This window comes from Bradyrhizobium sp. LeoA1Lang (assembly GCF_055413685.1).
Genome location: NZ_JBVAPG010000048.1, coordinates 25,284 through 43,649, shown reverse-complemented (window position 1 = coordinate 43,649; position 18,366 = coordinate 25,284). Strand labels below are relative to the sequence as shown.

At 59.4% G+C, this 18,366-nt stretch carries 17 protein-coding genes, 5 pseudogenes and 1 riboswitch; of the genes and pseudogenes, 10 read left to right on the top strand and 12 right to left on the bottom strand.

Annotation, left to right across the window (positions count from 1 at the left end):
* Window positions 1–11: 11 nt before the first annotated feature.
* The 3 genes from cydB to ACZYOF_RS18130 form a co-directional block, all read right to left on the bottom strand.
* Window positions 12–1,025, bottom strand: coding sequence for a cytochrome d ubiquinol oxidase subunit II (gene cydB, locus ACZYOF_RS18140; protein WP_282531943.1), 1,014 nt, complete (start codon window positions 1,023–1,025; stop codon window positions 12–14).
* Window positions 1,022–2,422 (bottom strand): cytochrome ubiquinol oxidase subunit I, encoded by a 1,401-nt coding sequence (locus ACZYOF_RS18135; RefSeq protein WP_463716591.1) that lies wholly within the window; start codon window positions 2,420–2,422, stop codon window positions 1,022–1,024. Before ACZYOF_RS18135 ends, cydB begins: the two co-directional genes overlap by 4 nt.
* A gap of 715 nt (window positions 2,423–3,137) precedes the next feature.
* Window positions 3,138–3,770 carry a LysE family translocator gene (locus tag ACZYOF_RS18130; protein ID WP_282531945.1) on the bottom strand — a complete coding sequence of 211 codons (633 nt, stop codon included), beginning with the start codon at window positions 3,768–3,770 and terminating at the stop codon, window positions 3,138–3,140.
* An 18-nt stretch (window positions 3,771–3,788) separates the two neighbouring features.
* A riboswitch (ZMP/ZTP riboswitch) is annotated at window positions 3,789–3,869 on the bottom strand.
* Window positions 3,870–4,005: 136 nt separating this feature from the next.
* On the opposite strand from ACZYOF_RS18130, the gene ACZYOF_RS18125 reads away from it, so the two are divergent.
* A complete protein-coding gene (locus ACZYOF_RS18125) occupies window positions 4,006–4,944 on the top strand; it encodes a hypothetical protein (RefSeq protein WP_282531946.1) in 939 nt (312 codons plus the stop codon).
* Here ACZYOF_RS18125 and ACZYOF_RS18120 read toward each other — a convergent pair.
* Window positions 4,929–5,078: a hypothetical protein gene (locus ACZYOF_RS18120; protein ID WP_282531947.1), complete on the bottom strand. Its 150-nt coding sequence runs from the start codon at window positions 5,076–5,078 to the stop codon at window positions 4,929–4,931. The two genes, ACZYOF_RS18125 and ACZYOF_RS18120, sit on opposite strands and share 16 nt — an antisense overlap.
* Window positions 5,079–5,407: 329 nt before the next feature.
* Between ACZYOF_RS18120 and ACZYOF_RS18115 the strand changes: the two genes are divergently transcribed.
* Together ACZYOF_RS18115 and ACZYOF_RS18110 are read left to right on the top strand one after the other, a co-directional pair.
* The gene (locus ACZYOF_RS18115) at window positions 5,408–5,773 is read left to right on the top strand and encodes a redoxin domain-containing protein (protein WP_282531948.1); all 366 of its coding nucleotides are present in this window, start codon (window positions 5,408–5,410) and stop codon (window positions 5,771–5,773) included.
* 302 nt (window positions 5,774–6,075) lie between these two features.
* Window positions 6,076–6,402 (top strand): annotated as a pseudogene (locus ACZYOF_RS18110) (LysR substrate-binding domain-containing protein); the annotation flags it as partial.
* A 51-nt stretch (window positions 6,403–6,453) separates the two neighbouring features.
* On the opposite strand, the gene secY reads toward ACZYOF_RS18110, so the two are convergent.
* The 7 genes and pseudogenes from secY to ACZYOF_RS18075 form a co-directional block, all read right to left on the bottom strand.
* A complete protein-coding gene (gene secY / locus ACZYOF_RS18105) occupies window positions 6,454–7,785 on the bottom strand; it encodes a preprotein translocase subunit SecY (protein WP_463716590.1) in 1,332 nt (443 codons plus the stop codon).
* Window positions 7,786–7,882: 97 nt separating this feature from the next.
* Window positions 7,883–8,206, bottom strand: a pseudogene (rplO, locus tag ACZYOF_RS18100) (50S ribosomal protein L15); the annotation flags it as partial.
* A 21-nt stretch (window positions 8,207–8,227) separates the two neighbouring features.
* Window positions 8,228–8,431 (bottom strand): 50S ribosomal protein L30, encoded by a 204-nt coding sequence (gene rpmD / locus ACZYOF_RS18095; RefSeq protein ID WP_463716589.1) that lies wholly within the window; start codon window positions 8,429–8,431, stop codon window positions 8,228–8,230.
* 21 nt (window positions 8,432–8,452) lie between these two features.
* Window positions 8,453–8,772 (bottom strand): annotated as a pseudogene (locus tag ACZYOF_RS18090) (uS5 family small ribosomal subunit protein); the annotation flags it as partial.
* 62 nt (window positions 8,773–8,834) lie between these two features.
* Window positions 8,835–9,008: pseudogene (locus tag ACZYOF_RS18085) on the bottom strand (50S ribosomal protein L18); the annotation flags it as partial.
* Between the two features lie 55 nt (window positions 9,009–9,063).
* Window positions 9,064–9,261, bottom strand: a pseudogene (locus tag ACZYOF_RS18080) (hypothetical protein); the annotation flags it as partial.
* Window positions 9,262–9,721: 460 nt separating this feature from the next.
* On the bottom strand, window positions 9,722–10,648 hold the full coding sequence (locus tag ACZYOF_RS18075) for a LysR substrate-binding domain-containing protein (protein WP_463716588.1): 927 nt from the start codon (window positions 10,646–10,648) through the stop codon (window positions 9,722–9,724).
* 214 nt (window positions 10,649–10,862) lie between these two features.
* Between ACZYOF_RS18075 and ACZYOF_RS18070 the strand changes: the two genes are divergently transcribed.
* On the top strand, window positions 10,863–11,615 hold the full coding sequence (locus ACZYOF_RS18070; protein WP_282531952.1) for a sulfite exporter TauE/SafE family protein: 753 nt from the start codon (window positions 10,863–10,865) through the stop codon (window positions 11,613–11,615).
* A 154-nt stretch (window positions 11,616–11,769) separates the two neighbouring features.
* On the opposite strand, the gene ACZYOF_RS18065 is transcribed toward ACZYOF_RS18070, so the two are convergent.
* Window positions 11,770–11,889: a LysR family transcriptional regulator gene (locus ACZYOF_RS18065; protein WP_282531953.1), complete on the bottom strand. Its 120-nt coding sequence runs from the start codon at window positions 11,887–11,889 to the stop codon at window positions 11,770–11,772.
* A gap of 328 nt (window positions 11,890–12,217) precedes the next feature.
* On the opposite strand from ACZYOF_RS18065, the gene ACZYOF_RS18060 reads away from it, so the two are divergent.
* The 6 genes from ACZYOF_RS18060 (at window position 12,218) to ACZYOF_RS18035 (ending at window position 18,356) form a co-directional block, all read left to right on the top strand.
* Window positions 12,218–12,568 (top strand): tautomerase family protein, encoded by a 351-nt coding sequence (locus ACZYOF_RS18060; RefSeq protein WP_282531954.1) that lies wholly within the window; start codon window positions 12,218–12,220, stop codon window positions 12,566–12,568.
* A 79-nt stretch (window positions 12,569–12,647) separates the two neighbouring features.
* Window positions 12,648–14,015, top strand: a complete 1,368-nt coding sequence (locus tag ACZYOF_RS18055) for an NAD-dependent succinate-semialdehyde dehydrogenase (RefSeq protein ID WP_463716587.1) — start codon at window positions 12,648–12,650, stop codon at window positions 14,013–14,015.
* 237 nt (window positions 14,016–14,252) lie between these two features.
* Window positions 14,253–15,005: a sulfite exporter TauE/SafE family protein gene (locus ACZYOF_RS18050; RefSeq protein WP_282531956.1), complete on the top strand. Its 753-nt coding sequence runs from the start codon at window positions 14,253–14,255 to the stop codon at window positions 15,003–15,005.
* 11 nt (window positions 15,006–15,016) lie between these two features.
* Window positions 15,017–16,213, top strand: coding sequence for a cell division protein ZapE (zapE, locus tag ACZYOF_RS18045; RefSeq protein ID WP_463716586.1), 1,197 nt, complete (start codon window positions 15,017–15,019; stop codon window positions 16,211–16,213).
* A 4-nt stretch (window positions 16,214–16,217) separates the two neighbouring features.
* The gene (locus ACZYOF_RS18040) at window positions 16,218–16,415 is read left to right on the top strand and encodes a helix-turn-helix domain-containing protein (RefSeq protein ID WP_282531958.1); all 198 of its coding nucleotides are present in this window, start codon (window positions 16,218–16,220) and stop codon (window positions 16,413–16,415) included.
* Between the two features lie 642 nt (window positions 16,416–17,057).
* Window positions 17,058–18,356, top strand: coding sequence for an integrase catalytic domain-containing protein (locus ACZYOF_RS18035; protein ID WP_463716585.1), 1,299 nt, complete (start codon window positions 17,058–17,060; stop codon window positions 18,354–18,356).
* Window positions 18,357–18,366 lie beyond the last annotated feature (10 nt).

The window sequence follows — 18,366 nt, the reverse complement described above, 5'->3', positions numbered from 1 at the left end:
CCAGCTGGCTTTCAGTGATAGCCGATGTCCGCTCGAACTTTTCCGCGAAATACCCAATAGGACCAGCTACTGTACATCAAGATCACAGGTAGCAGCACAAGGGTGCCGACCAGAAGGAACGCCTGGGTTCGGGCGGAGGACGCGGCCTCCCACAAAGTGAAGTGGTGCGGAACGATCATTGGATAAAGGCTGATGGCGATGCCCGAATACGATAAGACGAAGAGCAGGATCGCCCCAGCGAACGGCAGGACTTGAGCCTGGCGGTTGCCGAGGGCGCGCCACGTGACGAGCGCGACCGCCGCGGTCGCGATCGGAACCGGGGCCAACAGGAGGAGATTTGGCCAAGCGAACCATCGATCGGCGACGGCCGAATTTGCGAGAGGGGTCCAAATGCTCACAATGACGATGGCTACAAGCACGGCCACAAGACACACACGGCCGTAGCGGCGAGCCGCGCTCTGGATGTCGCCTTCCGTTTTCAGGATCAGCCATCCCGCGCCGAGAAGCCCATAGCCGAACAGGAGGGCGATGCCGGTGAGGATCGAGAATGGCGTTAAGAAAGAAAATGAGCTGCCTGAGAACGCCCGCCCAGCGACCTCGTACCCTTGAATGAAACTGCCGAGCACCAAACCCTGTGCAAACGTCGCAATGCCTGATCCATAAGAGAAGGCGTGATCCCAAAACGTCTTATGCTCGCCATCGCGGAAGCGAAACTCGAAGGCGACGCCGCGGAACACCAGCGCAAGCAACATCACAAGGATCGGGAAATAGGTAGCCGGAATGATGACGGCGAAGGCGAGCGGGAAGGCCGCCAGCAGGCCGAGCCCACCGAACACGAGCCACGTCTCGTTCCCATCCCAGATCGGTGCGATCGAATTCATGATCGTATCTCGCGCTGCAGTGTCCGGCGCGAAGCCAAAGAGCATGCCGACACCGAGATCGAAACCGTCGAGCAAGACGTAGAAGAACACTGCCATCGCCAGAATCAGTGTCCAGATCGGCACGAAGTCGAGGACCTGGGTCATGCGCCATCTCCCGCGCCAACATGCCCTCCGGCCAAGACGGGGGCCTTGGGTCGTCCAGCCTCGATGGCCGCGTCTGGCTCTTCAGTAGTTGCCGGACCTGTCCGCACGACGCGCCACATGAGGAGCACACCAGAAGGATACATGAACAGATAGACGGCCACATAGGCGAGCAGAGAGATCAGTAGGTCGGAGCCGGTCAACGACGGCGACACCGAGTCCGCAGTGCGCAACAGGCCGTAGACTGTCCAGGGTTGGCGTCCGACTTCCGTCACGACCCATCCGGCAATGACGGCGATGAAGCCGATTGGAATTACGAGCTGACACAGTTGGAGAAAGAGCGGCGTATCATCGAGCCGGCCACGCCAACGAAGCCAGCCGCCAAGTAGTACAATACCAAGCATCACGAGGCCGCAACCGACCATGATGCGAAATGCGAAGAATGGAATCGCGACCGGCGGTCGCTGATCCGCCGAAAAATCCTTCAGACCCTTGACCTCTCCGTCGATCTCGTGAGTCAGGATAAGGCTCCCCACGAAAGGCACGTCGAGCGAGAAATGATTCGTTTCGGTCTTCTCGTCGGGGATGGCGAAGAGCGTGATCGGAACGCGGCGGCTGGTTTCCCAATGCGCCTCGATTGCCGCAAGCTTGGCCGGCTGGTACTTTAGGGTGTTGAGCCCCTGATGGTCACCGAGGAATATCTGCAGCGGCACCAAGACGGTCAAGAGCCACAGCGTCATTGACAGCATAGTTCGACCTTCTTCGGCGCACTTCTCACGCTGCAACAGATAGGCTCCGACGCCCATCACGACGAAACCTGTGGTGATAAAAAATGCCACCACCGTGTGCGCGAGCCGCGACAGAAATGACGGATTGAAGACGACTTGCAACCAGTCCGTCGGAAAGAAGCGGCCGTCGATGATCTCGTAGCCGGCCGGCGTCTGCATCCAGCTGTTGGCCGCCAGTATCCAAAACGAAGAGAGCAGCGTGCCCAGCGTCACCATCAGCGCCGCAACGAAATGGGCCCATTGCGGCACCAGCTTTCGTCCGAACAAAAGCACGCCTAGAAATGCAGCCTCGAGGAAAAACGCCGTCAAGCCCTCGTAGGCGAAGAGCGGCGAGAGGACGTTTGCGGTGGCGTCCGAGTAGCGGCTCCAGTTCGTGCCGAACTGGAAAGGCATGACGATACCCGTCACGACGCCCATCCCGAACGAAATCGAGAAGATCTTGATCCAGAACATCGAAACGCAAAGATAGGCTTGGCGCCCCGTTACAAAGTTGAGCCCCTCCAGCAACGCGATGTAGGCGGCAAGACCGACCGTGAAAGCGGGAAGCAGAATGTGCCAACCGATTACCCAAGCAAATTGCAATCGGGATAAGAAGACTGGATCAAAGCCCATCGCCAACCTCACAACGGCTCTCAAGCGCCTTGAACTGTTGCTCGAATGCGTATGCATAGTTCACCAGCGCGATGTCGCCGGTGCCGAGGTCAACCACACCGTTTTTGGCAAGCGCTTCCGTGAGTCGAAGCGACGGCGGCTCAAAGCCGAACGCTGCAGCCCCGGCCAGCGTCGCTCCCGCCCAATTCAGTACGGTCCGCCGCGATCGGTCGCATACATCCGTCCCCTCTCGTCGAGCTAACGAAGTTGCTCTCTCCACGGGATTCCTTCAACTCTGGCGTCGGCCGACCGACCCCGAGGCTGTGCGCCACAGCACAGCGGCCTTAGCGCATACTGCGAATTAATTGGAGGATGCCGCCGCCGCCGGATAAAGGCAAATGCCCTGTGACTATCTATCCGATAACCATTTATCATGGACCTTACGGTCGATGACTAAGGCGAAAAGCCTGTTGAAATCGCCGCCAGGACACGATTGAAACTGGCAATGTCTGTACCTGCCAATTCTCGCGCAAACAGGCTGTCGCGTCGTTCATCGTTGGATCGGCGAAAGCTCGCACCGTATCGCTGTCTTTCGTAGAGTCCGTCGGGGTGTGCTGCTAGCGCCGCCTCGAAATCAGCGCGGCGCTGCGCGATGTCCTGAGCCCCGCGAACCGTCTTGGAGGGAGCCCGCGCGCTGCCGGGCCCGCGAGCCAGCAGGTCCGGAAATCCGTTTGAACTACCGGCGCGCCTCCGTCGCCATCCGCACGGCTAGGCCGGTGAGCACCGTTCCCATCACCCACCGTTGGACGGTCGCAAAGGTTGGGCGTTGTGTGAGAAAGTGCGCGATCGACGCAGCGGACGTCGCGATCATAGCGTTCACGAACACGCTGATGAATATCTGGGTGGTGCCGAGAACGAGCGCTTGCCCCAGCACGCCGCCATTCGCCGGGCTGATGAACTGCGGCAACAGCGACAGGTACATAACCGCGATCTTAGGATTCAGCAGGTTGGTGAGGAAGCCCATGAGGAAGAGCTTGCGCGGGCTATCCTCGGGCAGATCGTTCACCTGGAAGGGGGAACGTCCACCCGGGCGCACGGCCTGCCAGCCTAGCCAGAGAAGATATAGGGCGCCCGCGAAGCGGACGGCATCGTAAGCGTAGGGCACGGCCAACACGAGCGCGGTGATGCCGAATGCCGCGCATAGCATGTAGAAGACGAACCCGAGTGCGACCCCGCCCAGGGAGATCAGGCCGGCGGTCCGCCCTTGGCAGATCGATTGCGAGACAAGATAGACCATGTTAGGCCCTGGCGTCAGGACCACGCCCAGCGCAATCGCCGCGAAGGTGAGCAAGCTGGTGATGGGTGGCATCTGCTATCTCCACTACGAAAAGAATATCCAGACGCGCGGCTCAAAGCCTTCGCGCTTCCCGATGGGTATCCATCTTCAGCGTCAGTCACGCGAGGCGGGCACAGAATAAGCCAGCAAGCCCGACGTGCTAAACGGCGTCGATGGCATCGATTCAATAACCGATGGTCATTAGACGTTGGGTTTCGCGTTCCTATTTTCGTCTCGTCTGCAGAGGAATTCGGAAGATTAGACTATTGTGAAATACACAACGAGATTAGTTGCCGAATTTCTTGCGGTTACCTTCGTGGGAGGAATTGGGCTTGCAGTCGATACCACGGGCATATCTCTTATCCTGTTTCCTGAGATTGCCGCTTTAGCGTATGATGTATTCACGCGCCCCTGCGGAAAATGGGCAAGCCAACCAATCAGACTAGTTGCTACCCCTACGATCACCGCGATCCTAGGGGTGATGATTACCCGACACTGGGAATACAGCGCCCTCGCGGTAACTGTTGTTGCCCTCCTGAGCCTTTTTGCTATTAAACTGCTCCGATCGAACATCGGAGCATCCATCTCTGCCGGTGTGCTTCCAATGGCCCTCGGCGTGATGAGCTGGGGTTACCCCGCCGCCATTCTGGCGGGACTCGCAGTACTCGCCATTGCGTTGACGCTCTGGAAGCGCCTTGATCCTCATCGTTACCTATCTGAGGGGAGCAAGGAGAGCCGGATTATTGAGACCGCCGAAACTCCGCCGAGAGATCGGTTCTGGATCTTCGCACTGACGGCATTCGTCTTCGCGCTGGGAGTGGCGGCTCAAGCAACGGGATTGCGCTTCCTGTTATTCCCTCCACTGATCGTCGTAGCCTATGAATTATTCGGCCACCCGGAGCTTCCTGGCTGGATGTCACGGCCGGTATTGTTTCCTCTCGTATGTTTCCTGACCGCGTCCATCGGCTTACTCCTGAGCACGGGCTTTCACGCAGAGTTTTTGGGCGTGACGGTTACCATGCTTTGCTCGATTGCTATTTTGCGGATGTTTAAAGTCCATATGCCACCTGCCCTCGCCGTTGGTTTGATACCGTTCGTCATCCTCCATCCCACCTTTTGGTATCCGATTTCGGTGTTCTTGGGCGCCGCCGCGCTCATCGCGTTCACCAGAGCATACAGCTTTATTACTCATCAGTCGGCAATATAGGCGACACTCGGCGCTCTGAAGAAAGACTGGATGAGCCGGGGCGCAGCCTTGAGACGAGCCAACTGCGCCTCGATCTTGTCCTGCAACCGCTCACCCTTGCGCAGCGGCGTCCTGGCCACGCCAGCGCGCTTCATATGAGTGGTCTGGGTTCAACTCCGGCGCGTATCCTGGCAGGTAGTGCAGCGTCAGCCGCCCCTCGGTCGATTGCACATAGTCTTCAGCAGCCTTGTCTTGTGCCGGGCGATGGCCAGATAGGTCTCGCGCTGACACCGCTCAATCGCCTCGGATCGCGCTGATACGCCCGTTGCGAGGGCTTTTGCGGCGTCAGATTGAGCTTGCCGAGCAGCGGGCGACCATTCATGCATGACAAGAATAACTCACACTCGCGCGGCAAGACTACCGCCGCCGCACTGGACAAGCGATTATCCCAAGGCCACACCAGGCCGCGCGCGACGAGACGAAAATGTCACTCCAAGACAAACTGGACGCGCTGAAAGCCGAGCGTCTCGCCAAGACGCCGCCGAAGGTGACGCTGGTTCGACAACGGGCGGTGGAAGAGCTCGCCGCATCCGGATTGGCCGAGCGGGCCATGCACGCCGGGGAGCAAGCCCCCTCTTTCCAGCTGCGTGACGGCTACGGCGAGGCGTTCTCCTCGCGCGAGGCGCTGCGTCGCGGCCCGATCGTCCTCGTGTTCTACAGGAGGAGATGGTGCCCCTACTGCAACGTCGAATTAGTTCGGCATCCGGGGATCATTCGCCTTGTAGCCCGACCGAAAACAACTGTCGCTATTGAATTTAGCAACTTCATCGTCGATGCCTTTAGAGAGTGAGGAGGCACAACGCGATGACGCGTACCGAAATGCTCAACTTTAAATCGCCGTAATTATGATGCAACTACCGCCAACACCTCTTCTACTCTATTGAGGCAACGGATCACGGCAGCTTTCGAGCCGCCGTAGAGACCTTGATGATACAACAAACGACTTTGAGCCGCTGCATTCGTCGACTTTAGTATACGATCGGAACGCCCGTCTTCGATCGATATAGTGGCGGCGTCCGAGAAACACGATTCGGTCAACCGCTTCCTACGCGTCGCAAGGAGCATCCTTGAACAGGTCGACAGTTTTGTAGTATCGGCGCAAATGACAGAACGTGGTTAGCATGGTCGGCTCTCAGTAGGCTTCTATACGTCACTTGCGCTAGCAATCTTCGGGCGACTCTCGTCGAATACACGCAACAATTTCCGCACGTCGAGGTAGAAATGATTGAGCGTTCGAGGAGTCGTCTCACGACCGCTCTGCGCGACGCTGCCATCGTAACCGGCGAACGAGCGTTGCTTGGTTCCAGATCGATGTCGCTTTGGACCGAACGCATTCTGGCTGTCTTACCCGAGAGCCATAAATTAGCCGGAGACCAACCAGTGGCATGGACGGACCTTGGCGAAGAAGTTCTCTTGCTGGGGGTGACGCGATCCCGGACCAGCTATTCAAGCGTGCGACGCGCCGCCCCTTTAGCGGCGGCGTCCGCGCAATTTGGATTTGCGGATCAGCCCTTCATACTGATGGGCAAGCAGATAGCCCTGAACCTGTGCCACCGTATCCATGGTCACGCTGACCACGATCAGAAGCGAGGTACCGCCAAAGTAGAACGGCACGGAGGCGTAGGAAATCAGAATCTCCGGGATGAGACATACGATCGCAAGATAGATCGCGCCAACCACCGTGATGCGCGACAGCACATAGTCGATGTACTCGGCCGTGCGCTCGCCCGGGCGGATACCCGGAATGAAGCCGCCATGCTTCTTCAGGTTGTCGGCAGTCTCGATCGAGTTGAACACGATCGCGGTGTAGAAGAAGGCGAAGAACACGATCAGCGCAAGATACAGGAACAGGAACAGCGGCCGGCCGTGGCTGAGCTGCGTGGTCAGCCACTGCATCCATTCCGGCCCCTTGCCGGCGTTGAAGTTCGCGACCGTGGTCGGCAGCAGCAGCAGCGAGGACGCGAAGATCGGCGGAATCACGCCCGAGGTGTTGAGCTTGAGCGGCAGATGCGAGGACTGGCCTTCGAACATCTTGTTGCCGACCTGGCGCTTCGGATACTGGATTAGGAGGCGGCGCTGGGCGCGCTCCATGAAGACAATGAAGGCGATCACGGCGACCGCCATGACGATCACGACCAGGATCAGGCCGGTCGACAGCGCGCCCTGACGGCCGAGTTCGAGCATGTTGGCGAGCGCCGAGGGCAGCTCGGCGACGATGCCGGACAGGATGATCAGCGAGATGCCGTTACCGATACCACGCGAGGTGATCTGCTCGCCGAGCCACATCAGGAACATGGTGCCGCCGGTCAGCGTAATCGTCGTCGACAGCAGGAAGAACATGCCGGGTTCGCTGACGACGTTGCCGGCGCCCTGCAAGCCGACGGCGATGCCGTAGGACTGGAACGTGGCAAGGATCACCGTGAGATAGCGGGTGAACTGATTGAGCGTCTTGCGGCCCGCCTCACCTTCCTTTTTCAGCGCCTCGAGCTGCGGCGAGACCGTGGTCAGCAGCTGGATGATGATCGATGCCGAGATGTACGGAATGATGTTCAGCGCGAAGATCGCCATGCGGTTGATGCCGCCGCCGGCGAACATGTTGAACATGCCGAGGATGCCGCCCGCCTGCGAGCGGAACACCTGCTCCCAGACGTTGGGGTCGATGCCCGGCAGCGGGATATAGGTACCGAGCCGATAAACAAGCAGCGCACCCAGCGTAAACCAGATGCGCTTCTTTAGTTCTTCGGCCTTGGCCAGCGCGGCGAAATTGAGGTTTGCCGCAAGTTGTTCTGCTGCTGAGACCATGTCTTTGTCTTTGGCTTTCTCCCGCGCGCCCCCTGCTGCCGCAATTTCCGGACCCGAACCCTCAGCAGTCGTCGGATACTATCTGGTATCCGGCTTCGATAAGTCCATTGTTCCAGAAGGCAAACGCCGGCAATGACGCAGATGTTATGTCGATTGGCTTGGCGTCGACGGCCTGCTGCAGGTGGTCGAGATTGATCTCGGTAAACTCGACGCGGAACACGTTGTTGAAGCCGCGCTTGGGCAGACGGCGATGCAGCGGCATCTGGCCGCCTTCAAAACCCTTGATGCGCACGCCCGAGCGCGCGGTCTGGCCCTTGCCGCCGCGGCCGGCCTGCTTGCCCTTGCCTGAACCGATGCCGCGGCCGACACTCATGCGCTTCTTGCGCGAGCCGGCGTTGTCGGCGCTATCGCTGAGCTTCATCGCGCTTCTCCTTAAGAAAGATTACTTGTCGCCGACGATGCGGACGATGTGTTGAACCTTGGCGATCATGCCGCGAACTTCCGGGCTGTCGGGCAGTTCGGCAGTGCGGCCGATCTTGTTGAGCTTGAGGCCGATCAGGGTCGAGCCCTGCGAGTGATGGCGGCGGATTGCGCCGCCGGTCTGCTCGATCTTGATCGTCTTTGCGGCCTTCGACTTGGCGACCACGTCCTGGACGCCCAGCCTCTAGAACACCGCGCGCATCGGGCCGCGGCGATGATGCCGGTACCGGCCGGAGCGGCACGCAGGTAGACACGGCCGGCGCCATGACGGCCGAAAATGTCGTGATGCAACGTACGGCCTTCGCGCAACGCGCGCCTTGCCGTGACCGAAGCCTGCGCGCCCTTTTGGTCGCCGATCACGACCAGCGCCGCAAAGCCGAAGCACTTGCCGTCCTTGACGACCTTCGCCACGCGATTGATGTGGACGAGCTTGTCGACGAACTCGCTGTCGCGCTCCTCGCGCTTCCTGCTCAGTTCGCGTCCGCCGCGTTCGCGTTCACCTGCTATGGTGTTTTCCAATTTCTACGGGGTCGATACCCCTGTCGTAAGTTTTCGATCTCGTTAGAAGCTCAGCCCCTCTCGCGTGCGGCATCCGCAAGCGCCTTGACGCGCCCGTGATAGAGGTAGCTGCCGCGGTCGAACACGACTTCCTTGACGCCCTTCTGCACGGCGCGCTCGGCAAGCAGCTTGCCGACCGCCTTGGCCGCGTCGATGTCGGCGCCGGTCTTGCCGCCATCGCGCAAGCAAGAGCGCCTGACGGAACGTGAGCCAGTTTTGTCCTGCAAAACCGTTCTCGAGAGTGGCGCCCCAAAGCAGCAGGATGTTAATGCCGGAGTACGATCGCGGCGCCGACGTAGATTGCTGGCAGAGGTGCTTGCTCCGCGTCAGGGATGGAAGCCCGGCAGGGTGAAAGCCCGGCCCCCAGGGCCGAATTTCAGCGAAGACGACAGCCCCGAAGGGGAGACGCCCGAACTGATCTGGAGCGCCAGTCCGCACGGATCTCTGAATCAAGGCTGCATGCGCAGAGGCTTTTTGCGCATTCGCATCATCCGAGCAGGCGGATGGCTTTCCATTCGCACGGATGCAGGCGCGATAGAGCCAGGGCTCGACATAGCTACCCTTCCAGATTCCCCGGCCGACGCACTCAGCGTCGCGCTAGGCGCTGCCATATCTACCTTTTGAGTATTGAGGCCAGTCCAGCGCTAGGCGCTTGCGCACAAGCCATTCGCCGAGGTCCGCGCCATCGACCGAACAGGTCGCGACTGTGCGGCCATATTGATCGAGGCTGAGCGGTACGCACCGCCTTACGGAACGGCTGGAATCGGATGGCGATGCGGTTGAGCCTCTCCCTCAACAGGAGGGATTAGGCTGAAAGCACCGGATACCTAAAACCGTGCTGCTACGCCTATACCCGCTCGATGCCAATCCACGCACCGCGATGTGCCAGCCATAGCGCCTAAGGGATTGCGACCTTCGGCTCCATAAGTTGTTGCGCGAGCAAGCCGGCGTGCGGCGTGAGCGCAGAGAAATCACGCGCGCAAAGATAAAGCCGCCTAAGCGCCCAGCGGTCTTGCAGCGGCACAATAGCCAAGCCGAGGTGTGCCAAGTCTTTAGCGGAAGCCTCCGATAAAATGGCGATCCCAACAGCGGACCTAACCAACATCGCGACGCTCTCAATCCGTCTGAGTTGAATGCGGTAGTAAATCTGGCGACCCAGGCGGGCTGCACGTTCTCCCAAATGAGCTTCCAGCGCAGCATCGGACAAGCCGACGAACGGCTCACCCACGATTTCCACAAAAGCTATCGATCGTTGATCGCTGATGCGATGCGTTTCGCTCGCCACAACGACGAGTTGATCTTGCGTGATAAGGCGAGTTTGCAATGCTGCCAAATCGGCGACGTCGGCCACAACTCCCAAATCAGCGCGACCTTCTGCGATGGCCAGTGCAATCTCAGTGCTTGGCCGTTCATGGAGGTCGATAGAAAGATCCGGATAGGCTACCAAGAATCGGCCGAGTTGATGCGGTAGAAGAGCAGCCAACCCGGCCGTGTTGGACAAGAGCCTGATGCGCCCTTTCAGGCCAGTGCCGTAGGTACGCAGTTCTCCACGCATCTGCTCCACCTGGTCCAGGATCAAACGGGCATGGCGGATCATGGCATCACCGGCCGCAGTCGTAGTGACCCCCCGCCTGTTTCGCTCCAGAAGTTGCGCGCCAAGCGAAGTTTCCATTCCGGAAATGCGCTCGCTCACGGATGCGAGAGCTAGATTCATGACCTCGGCGCCCCTGGTGAGGCTGCCTTGCTCCACCACGGTCAGGAACAACCGCATATCCGTCAAATCGAAGCGCAATGCCCTTCCTTCGTTTCTGCCGAACTTTCCCATCGGAAACTACCAATTGTGACGTTTGGCTGGCTCGCTTACTCTACTAGATGCGACGTCATATTCTCCGATTTTCGATGGTAGCACAAGGGATTGAGGAGATCGCATCTTGATGGGAGCTGGTTCGCTCGCCGGCCCGTCACACCATCAGTGCGCGGCTGCCATCGGTTTATACGAAATCTTCGAATGCAACACTTTCCAGGCCGGGTGAGCCAAAATGAACGATTACTTTTCGCCGTACGTCCTGATTATCGCGTTGACATTCTTCCTCGCCGGGATCGTCAAGGGGGTGACGGGGATGGGGCTGCCAACCGTCGCTATGGGCATTCTCGGGGCGGTCATGTCGCCCGTCAGCGCAGCTTCACTGCTGGTTATTCCATCCTTTGTCACCAATGTTTGGCAACTGGTTACGGGACCGGATTTCCTCGGCGTGATGAAAAGGCTTTGGCTGATGATGCTCGGCATCGTGGTTGGCACACTCGCCGGCTCATGGCTTCTGACAAGCACCAATACCGGATGGACAAGTGTTGGAATGGGCTCCGCCTTAGTTCTCTATGCAGTGCATAGCCTCTGGGCGAAGCCGTTGTCGGTTCCCGCGCGCCTTGAGCGTTTACTATCGCCTGTTATTGGGTTGACGACCGGGGTAATCACCGGAGGAACTGGGTTTTTTGTGATCCCCGGCGTTCCCTATGTCCAGGCCCTCGGCCTTTCCAAAGATAATCTTATCCAGGCGCTCGGGCTGTCGTTCACGGTCTCGACAATTGCGCTTGCAGCGGGCCTGGCTCGTGGCGGAGCTTTTCATCTTGGAAATATTACTTTGTCCGCGCTTGCCGTCATTCCATCGTTGCTGGGCATGCGGGTCGGAACAGCGATCCGTGAGCGCATAAGCGCCACAACTTTTCGGCGCTGGTTCCTGATCTTCCTTGCCATTCTTGGTCTCGAACTCGTCGTTCGCCCATCCTTCTCCTGAGACAGATGACGATGCACCGGAACGTAAGCCCCTCCGTTCCATCGGGCCCCGCCACCATCACCGAGCGCTTATGACGCTCTCTCTGCAAGTGGAACAATTGAGCGCGAGAGAGTGGTGGCCATGTGCGATGCGTTGGCACACCGACTCAGGGACATCAGGCAGACCTGTCTTCCGCGCACTCTGCCGCCTGGACCCAGCCTGCGGCGGTCAGCGTGCAGCCGGATGTGTGCCGTTCGAGCAGCTTGGCATTCAGGCTCTTTTCCAGCGCGGTCAACTGCCGCCAACCGTCGCGTGATTCAGTCGCAGATTTTCTGACGCTTTGAGGATCTACCGTCCGCGCGCGACCTCCGGGAATATCTTCACCCGCTCCCAATCCGTCGACTACACTTTCTGCACAACGGAGCCGCACTTTCATTCCTTGATACCAAATTTATTCACCGTAGATCGTCCGAGATCAAGCTTTCAATGCCCCCTCCTCAGCAGTCGAGGTGATCCATGCGCAGCTCTTACCGCACTGGACCGAGGCCGGAGCATATGAGGCTACGGCTCAACGGAGAAAGACATGCCCCTACTTCGATTTGATGTGGTTGAGGGTCGCAGCGATGCCCGAGATCACCAAGCTCCTCGATGCGGCACATGAGGCGGTCGTGAAGGCGCCGAACGTGCCTGTGCGCGACCGCTACGAGGTGGTGCACCAGCATCCTGCGCATGAGCTCATCGTTCAGGACACCGGCCTTGGCATCGAACGCAGCAAAGACCTGGTGCTGATTTCCATCGTCAGCGTCGGCAGGAGCGACGAGTTGAAGCAGGCCTTGTACAAGGCACTCGCGGACGAGCTCGAGCGCCAGTGCGGCCTCGCGCGGACGGACGTCATGATCTCGCTGACGACAAACACGAAGTCGGACTGGAGCTTCGGCTTTGGCGAGGCGGAATTCCTGACCGGCACGCTTTGAGCGCAGCATTCGCGGCGCATCAGGCAGTCGAACGCGCAAACTCACTGAAGCAGCGCGCATAGCGCGGAAGGAGGCCCTCATGGGCTATGCAACAATCAACCCGTTCAACGAACGAACCCTAAAGACATTCGCCGAGCATGATGATGCTCATGTGGAAGAGACGATAGGCCGAGCTCATTCCTTATACTCACTGGACTGGTCTAGGCGGCCGATCGAGCATCGGAAGGCGATCGCGAAGAAGGCGGCGGCCATCCTTCGCGAACGGCGCGGGAAGCTTGCGGAACTGGTTACACTTGAAATGGGCAAGCTCATCGCTGAGGCTCGTGCCGAGGTGGATCTGAGTGCCGACATTCTCGACTATTATGCCGATAACGCCGCACAGTTCCTCGCAGCCCAGCCCCTAAAGAACGCGGATGGGGAGGCATGGGTGGAGAGCGCGCCCATGGGGGTGCTGTTCTGCATCGAGCCCTGGAATTTTCCCTATTACCAGCTCGCCCGGGTTGCCGGTCCCAACCTAATGGCTGGCAATACGCTCATCGTAAAGCATGCGCCGAACGTGCCGCAGTGCGCGCTCGCCTTCGCAGAGTTGTTCATCGATGCCGGCGCGCCTGCCGGAGCCTACAGCAATTTGTTCGTCAGCAACGAGCAGGCTGCCCGGATCATTGCCGATCCGCGCATCATCGGAGTTGCGTTGACCGGCAGCATGAGGGCGGGCGCCGCGGTCGCGTCGGAGGCAGGCCACGCGATGAAGAAGAGCACAATGGAGCTGGGCGGCAGCGACGCCTTCATCGTGGTCGAAGATGCCAATCTGGACGACGCTGTCAGATTGGGGGTTTGGGCCAAGATGAACAACACCGGCGAATGCTGCGTGGCGGCCAAGCGGTTTATCCTGCACGAGGCTATCGCCGACGCCTTCATGAGCCGCTTCAAGGCCGAGCTTGAAAAGCTCGTGCCGGGTGATCCGATGGACGAGGCTACGACGCTCGGACCACTCTGCACGGAGAATGCGCTCGCGCTGGTTCTTCAGCAGATCGAGACCGCGATCAAAGTCGGAGCGAAGGTCCTCCTGGGCGGCAAGCGGGTCGAGCGCCCCGGCTATTATCTCGAACCGACAATCATCACCGACATCACGTCCGACAATCCGGCTTTCTACGAAGAATTCTTTGCGCCCGTGGCGTTGATGTTCCGCGTGCCCGACGACGCGGCCGCCATTGCCCTCGCCAACGACTCCCCATTCGGTCTCGGCGGCACGATCATGACCACCGACATCGAGCGCGGAAAGCGGATCGCACGCGAGATCCAATCCGGCATGGTGTTCATCAACGCGCCGACCTGGACTGCACCGGATCTTCCCTTCGGCGGCATCAAGAACTCGGGCTACGGGCGCGAGCTCTCCGAACTCGGTATTGGCGAGTTCCTGAACAAGAAACTCATCCGCGTAGCATGACGGAGCCTGCCGGACGCAGCGGTTCGCCATGATCCGATCGGGATTATATCGTCATCACGGCGCCGAAGCACGATCGGAGCGCATTCAAGGCCCTGCGCGATGCGTTGAGGGATGCCGTCGACGGCCTCTCGAAGCGGGCCGGGTTCGCTCGCCGGCCCGTCACACCATGAGCGCACGGGTGCCATCGGTTCACGCGAAATCATCGAATGCAACACTTTCCAAGCCGGGTGAGCCAAAATGAACGATTACCTATCGCCGCACGTCCTAATTATCGCGTTGACGTTCCTCCTCGCCGGGATCGTCAAGGGCGTGACGGGGATGGGGTTGGCGACCGTCGCTGTGGGTATTCTCGGTGCGGTCATGTCGCCCGTCAGCGCAGCTTCGCTGCTGGTTATTCCATCCTTTTTCACCAGTTTTTGGCAACTGTCTACGGGGCCGGCTTTCCTTGCCGTGATGAAAAGGCTTTGGCTGATGATGCTCGGCATCGTGCCTGGCACAATCGCCGGCTCATGGCTTCTGACGCGCGCCAATGCTGAATGGACAAGTGTTGGATTGGGCTCCGCCCTGGCTCTCTATGCAGTGCATAGCCTCTGGGCGAAGCCGGTGTCGGTTCCCGCGCGCCTTGAGCGTTTACTATCGCCTGTTATTGGGTTGACGAACGGGGTAATCACCGGAGGAACCGGGGTTCTTGTGATCCCCGCCGTTCCCTATCTTCAGGCCCTCGGCCTTTCCAAAGATAATCTTATCCAGGCGATCGGGCTGTCATTCACGGTCTCGACGATTGCGCTTGCGGCGGGCCTGGCTCGTGGCGGAGCTTTCCATCTTGGGAATATTACCTTGTCCGCACTTGCCGTCATTCCATCGTCGCTGGGCATGTGGGTCGGAACAGCGATCCGTGAGCGCATAAGCGCCACAACTTTTCGGCGCTGGTTCCTGATCTTCCTTGCCATTCTTGGCCTTGAACTCGTCGTTCGTCCATTCTTCTTCTGAGACAGATGACGATGCACCAGAACGTAAGCCCCTCCGTTCCATCGGGCCCCGCCACCATCACCGAGCGCTATGACGCTCTCGTTGCGAGTGGAACAATTGAGCGCGATCCGGCGCAAGAGACTGTGGTGGTCGCGCTCGATGCGTTGGCGCACCAACTCAGGGACATCAAGCAGACCTGCTTTGGCTTGAACCAACTTCTCGGTCGGGGGGACATCTCCGCCGAAAAGCGGCGCGGAATGTATATTTTCGGCGGAGTCGGCCGGGGCAAGACGATGCTCATGGACCTTTTTTTCGAGAGTGTCCCGTTGGAAGCCAAGCGCCGGATACATTTTCACGAGTTCATGGCGGATGTGCACGACCGCCTCCGGAAAGCTCGCGAGAAGATGGAAAGCCGCCGTATGAGCGATGGTGATCCGCTTTCACGTACGGTTCGAGCACTCGTGAAAGAAGCGAGACTTCTTTGCTTCGATGAGCTTGTCGTTACAGACATCGCCGATGCCATGATGATCGGGCGCGTCCTAACCGAATTGTTCTCTCAAGGCGTCGTGCTTGTTGCAACCTCTAATGTCGATCCGGATTGCCTTTATGAGGGTGGTATCTATCGTGAATTATTCTTGCCCTTCATTGCACTTTTGAAAGCGCACGTTGACGTAGTGAACCTCAACGCCCGTACCGACTTTCGTCTAAAAAAACGGAAAGGGGAAGGCGTCTGGTATACGCCAGCGGATGCAAACGCTAAGGCCGCACTTGATCGCCTCTTCGCTCGTCTCACCGATAATGTCCCACCCGAGCCGTTAACATTGCCCGTAGTAGGTCGAACGATCCGCGTACCGCTTCAAGCGCGTGGCGTCGCTCGCTTCAGTTTCCGCGATTTGTGCCTCGCCCCAATGGCAGTCGTAGATTACATCACCATAGCACAGAGGTTTCATACTCTCATTATTGAGGGTCTGCCCGCGAGATTCAGTCATCGGAATCACGTTAAGCGCCTCTGTTCACTTATCGATGTTCTCTACGTACGGCACGTGAAACTCATCGTTTCTGCCGATGGCGACCCACACAGCATTTATCTTGGTATGGTTGCGGTTTTCGGCGGGGCAATAGGTTTGCCACCCGATCAGTCTGACACTTTCCCTGAATCGCTGGAGTCAAGGCGGGCTGTGTCACGCCTCATCGAGATGCGCTCGCGCGACTATCTCGGCCTCATTTAGACTCATGCTGGTCGAGAAAAGTGCGATCCTCGCATTGAAGGTTGTGCTTGGGAATTTACGCTATGTTAAGTCCGCTGCAGAGAAGCGGAGCTTTCGACAAGCGGCGATCGAGCTGGGTCTTTGGGAATCGACGATCAGTCGGGGTATTCGGGAACTGGAAGACGAGATTGGCGTCGCCCTGGTTAGCCGGGCCGCTCATTGAGCGCGACGCGTTCGTGAACGGAAAAACGAATAATTCCTTCAGCGTATCGATGTGTCGCTCAAGGAACTGGACGAAAGGTGTCAATGCGAAGGCGTGGTCACCGGCCATTCGCCTGTGGTTGGGAATGATGACGTTGTCGAAGTCTGTTTGGCAGCTCGGACACCAGGACACCTTTCCACGGGCGCCAATTGCTTCGATCTGCTTCAGTGTGCTGAGCCCAGCACGACCGGAGGTGTGCGCGTCACCGGAAGAATTTGGAGACCCCGCAGCAGGCCGAGGGGCCGACGACGACTTTGTAGCTCATGCCCATCGCCGGATCACGTCGAGGCAGAGTATCAGGATGTGAGGCGTCTTGCGGACGTTGCAGCCAGTATAGATCGCGATATCTGGACGAATTCCCAACCTCTCCTGACCTGGAGGAGGCCGAAGTTCGTTCGATTGCATCGGTTTCAGGCTGCCGCCTCGAGATGATGCGCACGGCCTTCGCTATGGCTCGAAACGACCGCATTGCGTTGCTCTTGACGACTTCACCATCACGCCGCCGCGTCATCGCGAGATGGGCGCATTGCCTCATCAAGAATGTTACCGGAGAACTGACCGTCAGGATTGGGGCGGCGATACCGAATCGGCTCGGTGTCGCCGATGGCAGGACGGATCAGCATGGGTGCGCGGCGCGAGCTCACGGCGGCGGTGGTAGAGCGCTATCGATCAGCAAGGCGGGCAGATAAGGGGCGCATACTCGACGAGCTTTGCGCGGTGACCGGCTGGCATCGCAAGCACGCGGTTCGGGCGCTTGCCGGCCATGTCGCAATTTCGCCGGAGGCCCGGCGGCAGCGAAGGCCGACCGATGGCGCCCCTATCAGGGATGCGCTGGTGGCGCTGTGGGAGGCCTCGGATCGGATCTGCGGCAAGCGGCTCAAGGTAATGATTCCGACGTTGCTCCCTTCGTTGGAGCGGCATGGCCGGCTCAAGCTCGACCAGGCCGATCGAGCGCTGGTGCTCGGCGTCAGCGCAGCCACGATTGATCGCCTGCTGGTCGAGACCAAAATTGCCGCGGCCGGCGGTAAGCGTCGGCGGGTCGGCTTTTATTCGGCGGTACGGCGTGAAGTTCCGATCCGGACGTTCAACGACTGGCACGATCCGCCGCCGGGGTTCTGCGAGGTCGACATGGTGGCTCATGGCGGCACATCTGTAGCTGGCTCGTTCATTCAGACATTGACGATGGTCGACGTCGCGACTGGTTGGACCGAATGCATGCCGCTGGTGACGCGCGAGAGCGGCCTCGTCGTGCGGGCCATGGAGCGCGCACAGAACCTGTTTCCCTGGCTCATTCGCGGCGCCGACTTCGACAACGACAGCGCGTTTACGAACGATGTCGTCGTGCCCTGGTGTCGCACGCAAAAGATCGAGGTGACACGCTCGCGCGCCTACAAGAAGAATGATCAGGCTTTCGTCGAGCAGAAGAATGGCGCGGTCGTCCGGCGACTTGTGGGATACGGTCGCTTCGATGGCGTCGAGACGACGCGCGTGCTGGAACGCTTGTATGCGGCATCGCGGCTGCACACCAACTTCTTCCAGCCGTCCTTCAAGCTGAAGGACAAGCGACGCGAGGGCGCGAAGGTGATCAAGCGCTATCATGGCCCGGCCACGCCCTATGCGCGCGGACTGGCGCATCCGAAGTTGAGCAAAGGCGTCAAACGGCGCCTTCGAGAGCTTTATCGCACGCTCGATCCCGTGGCTCTGCTGGCTGAGATGAGGGACGCCCAGGCGGAGCTTGGCGCGCGCGTCGGCGCCCGCGCGGGTAAGCTCGCGGCAGCGGCCAGCCCACCGGCACGGCAACGAACGCGGCAGCGTTCGCGAAGGGGCTCGGCAATGAGGTGCATCTGGGGGAGCAGCGCATCATCCATCGGCGCATGCGCAAGCCATACAAAAAGCGCATGAGAATGCCATC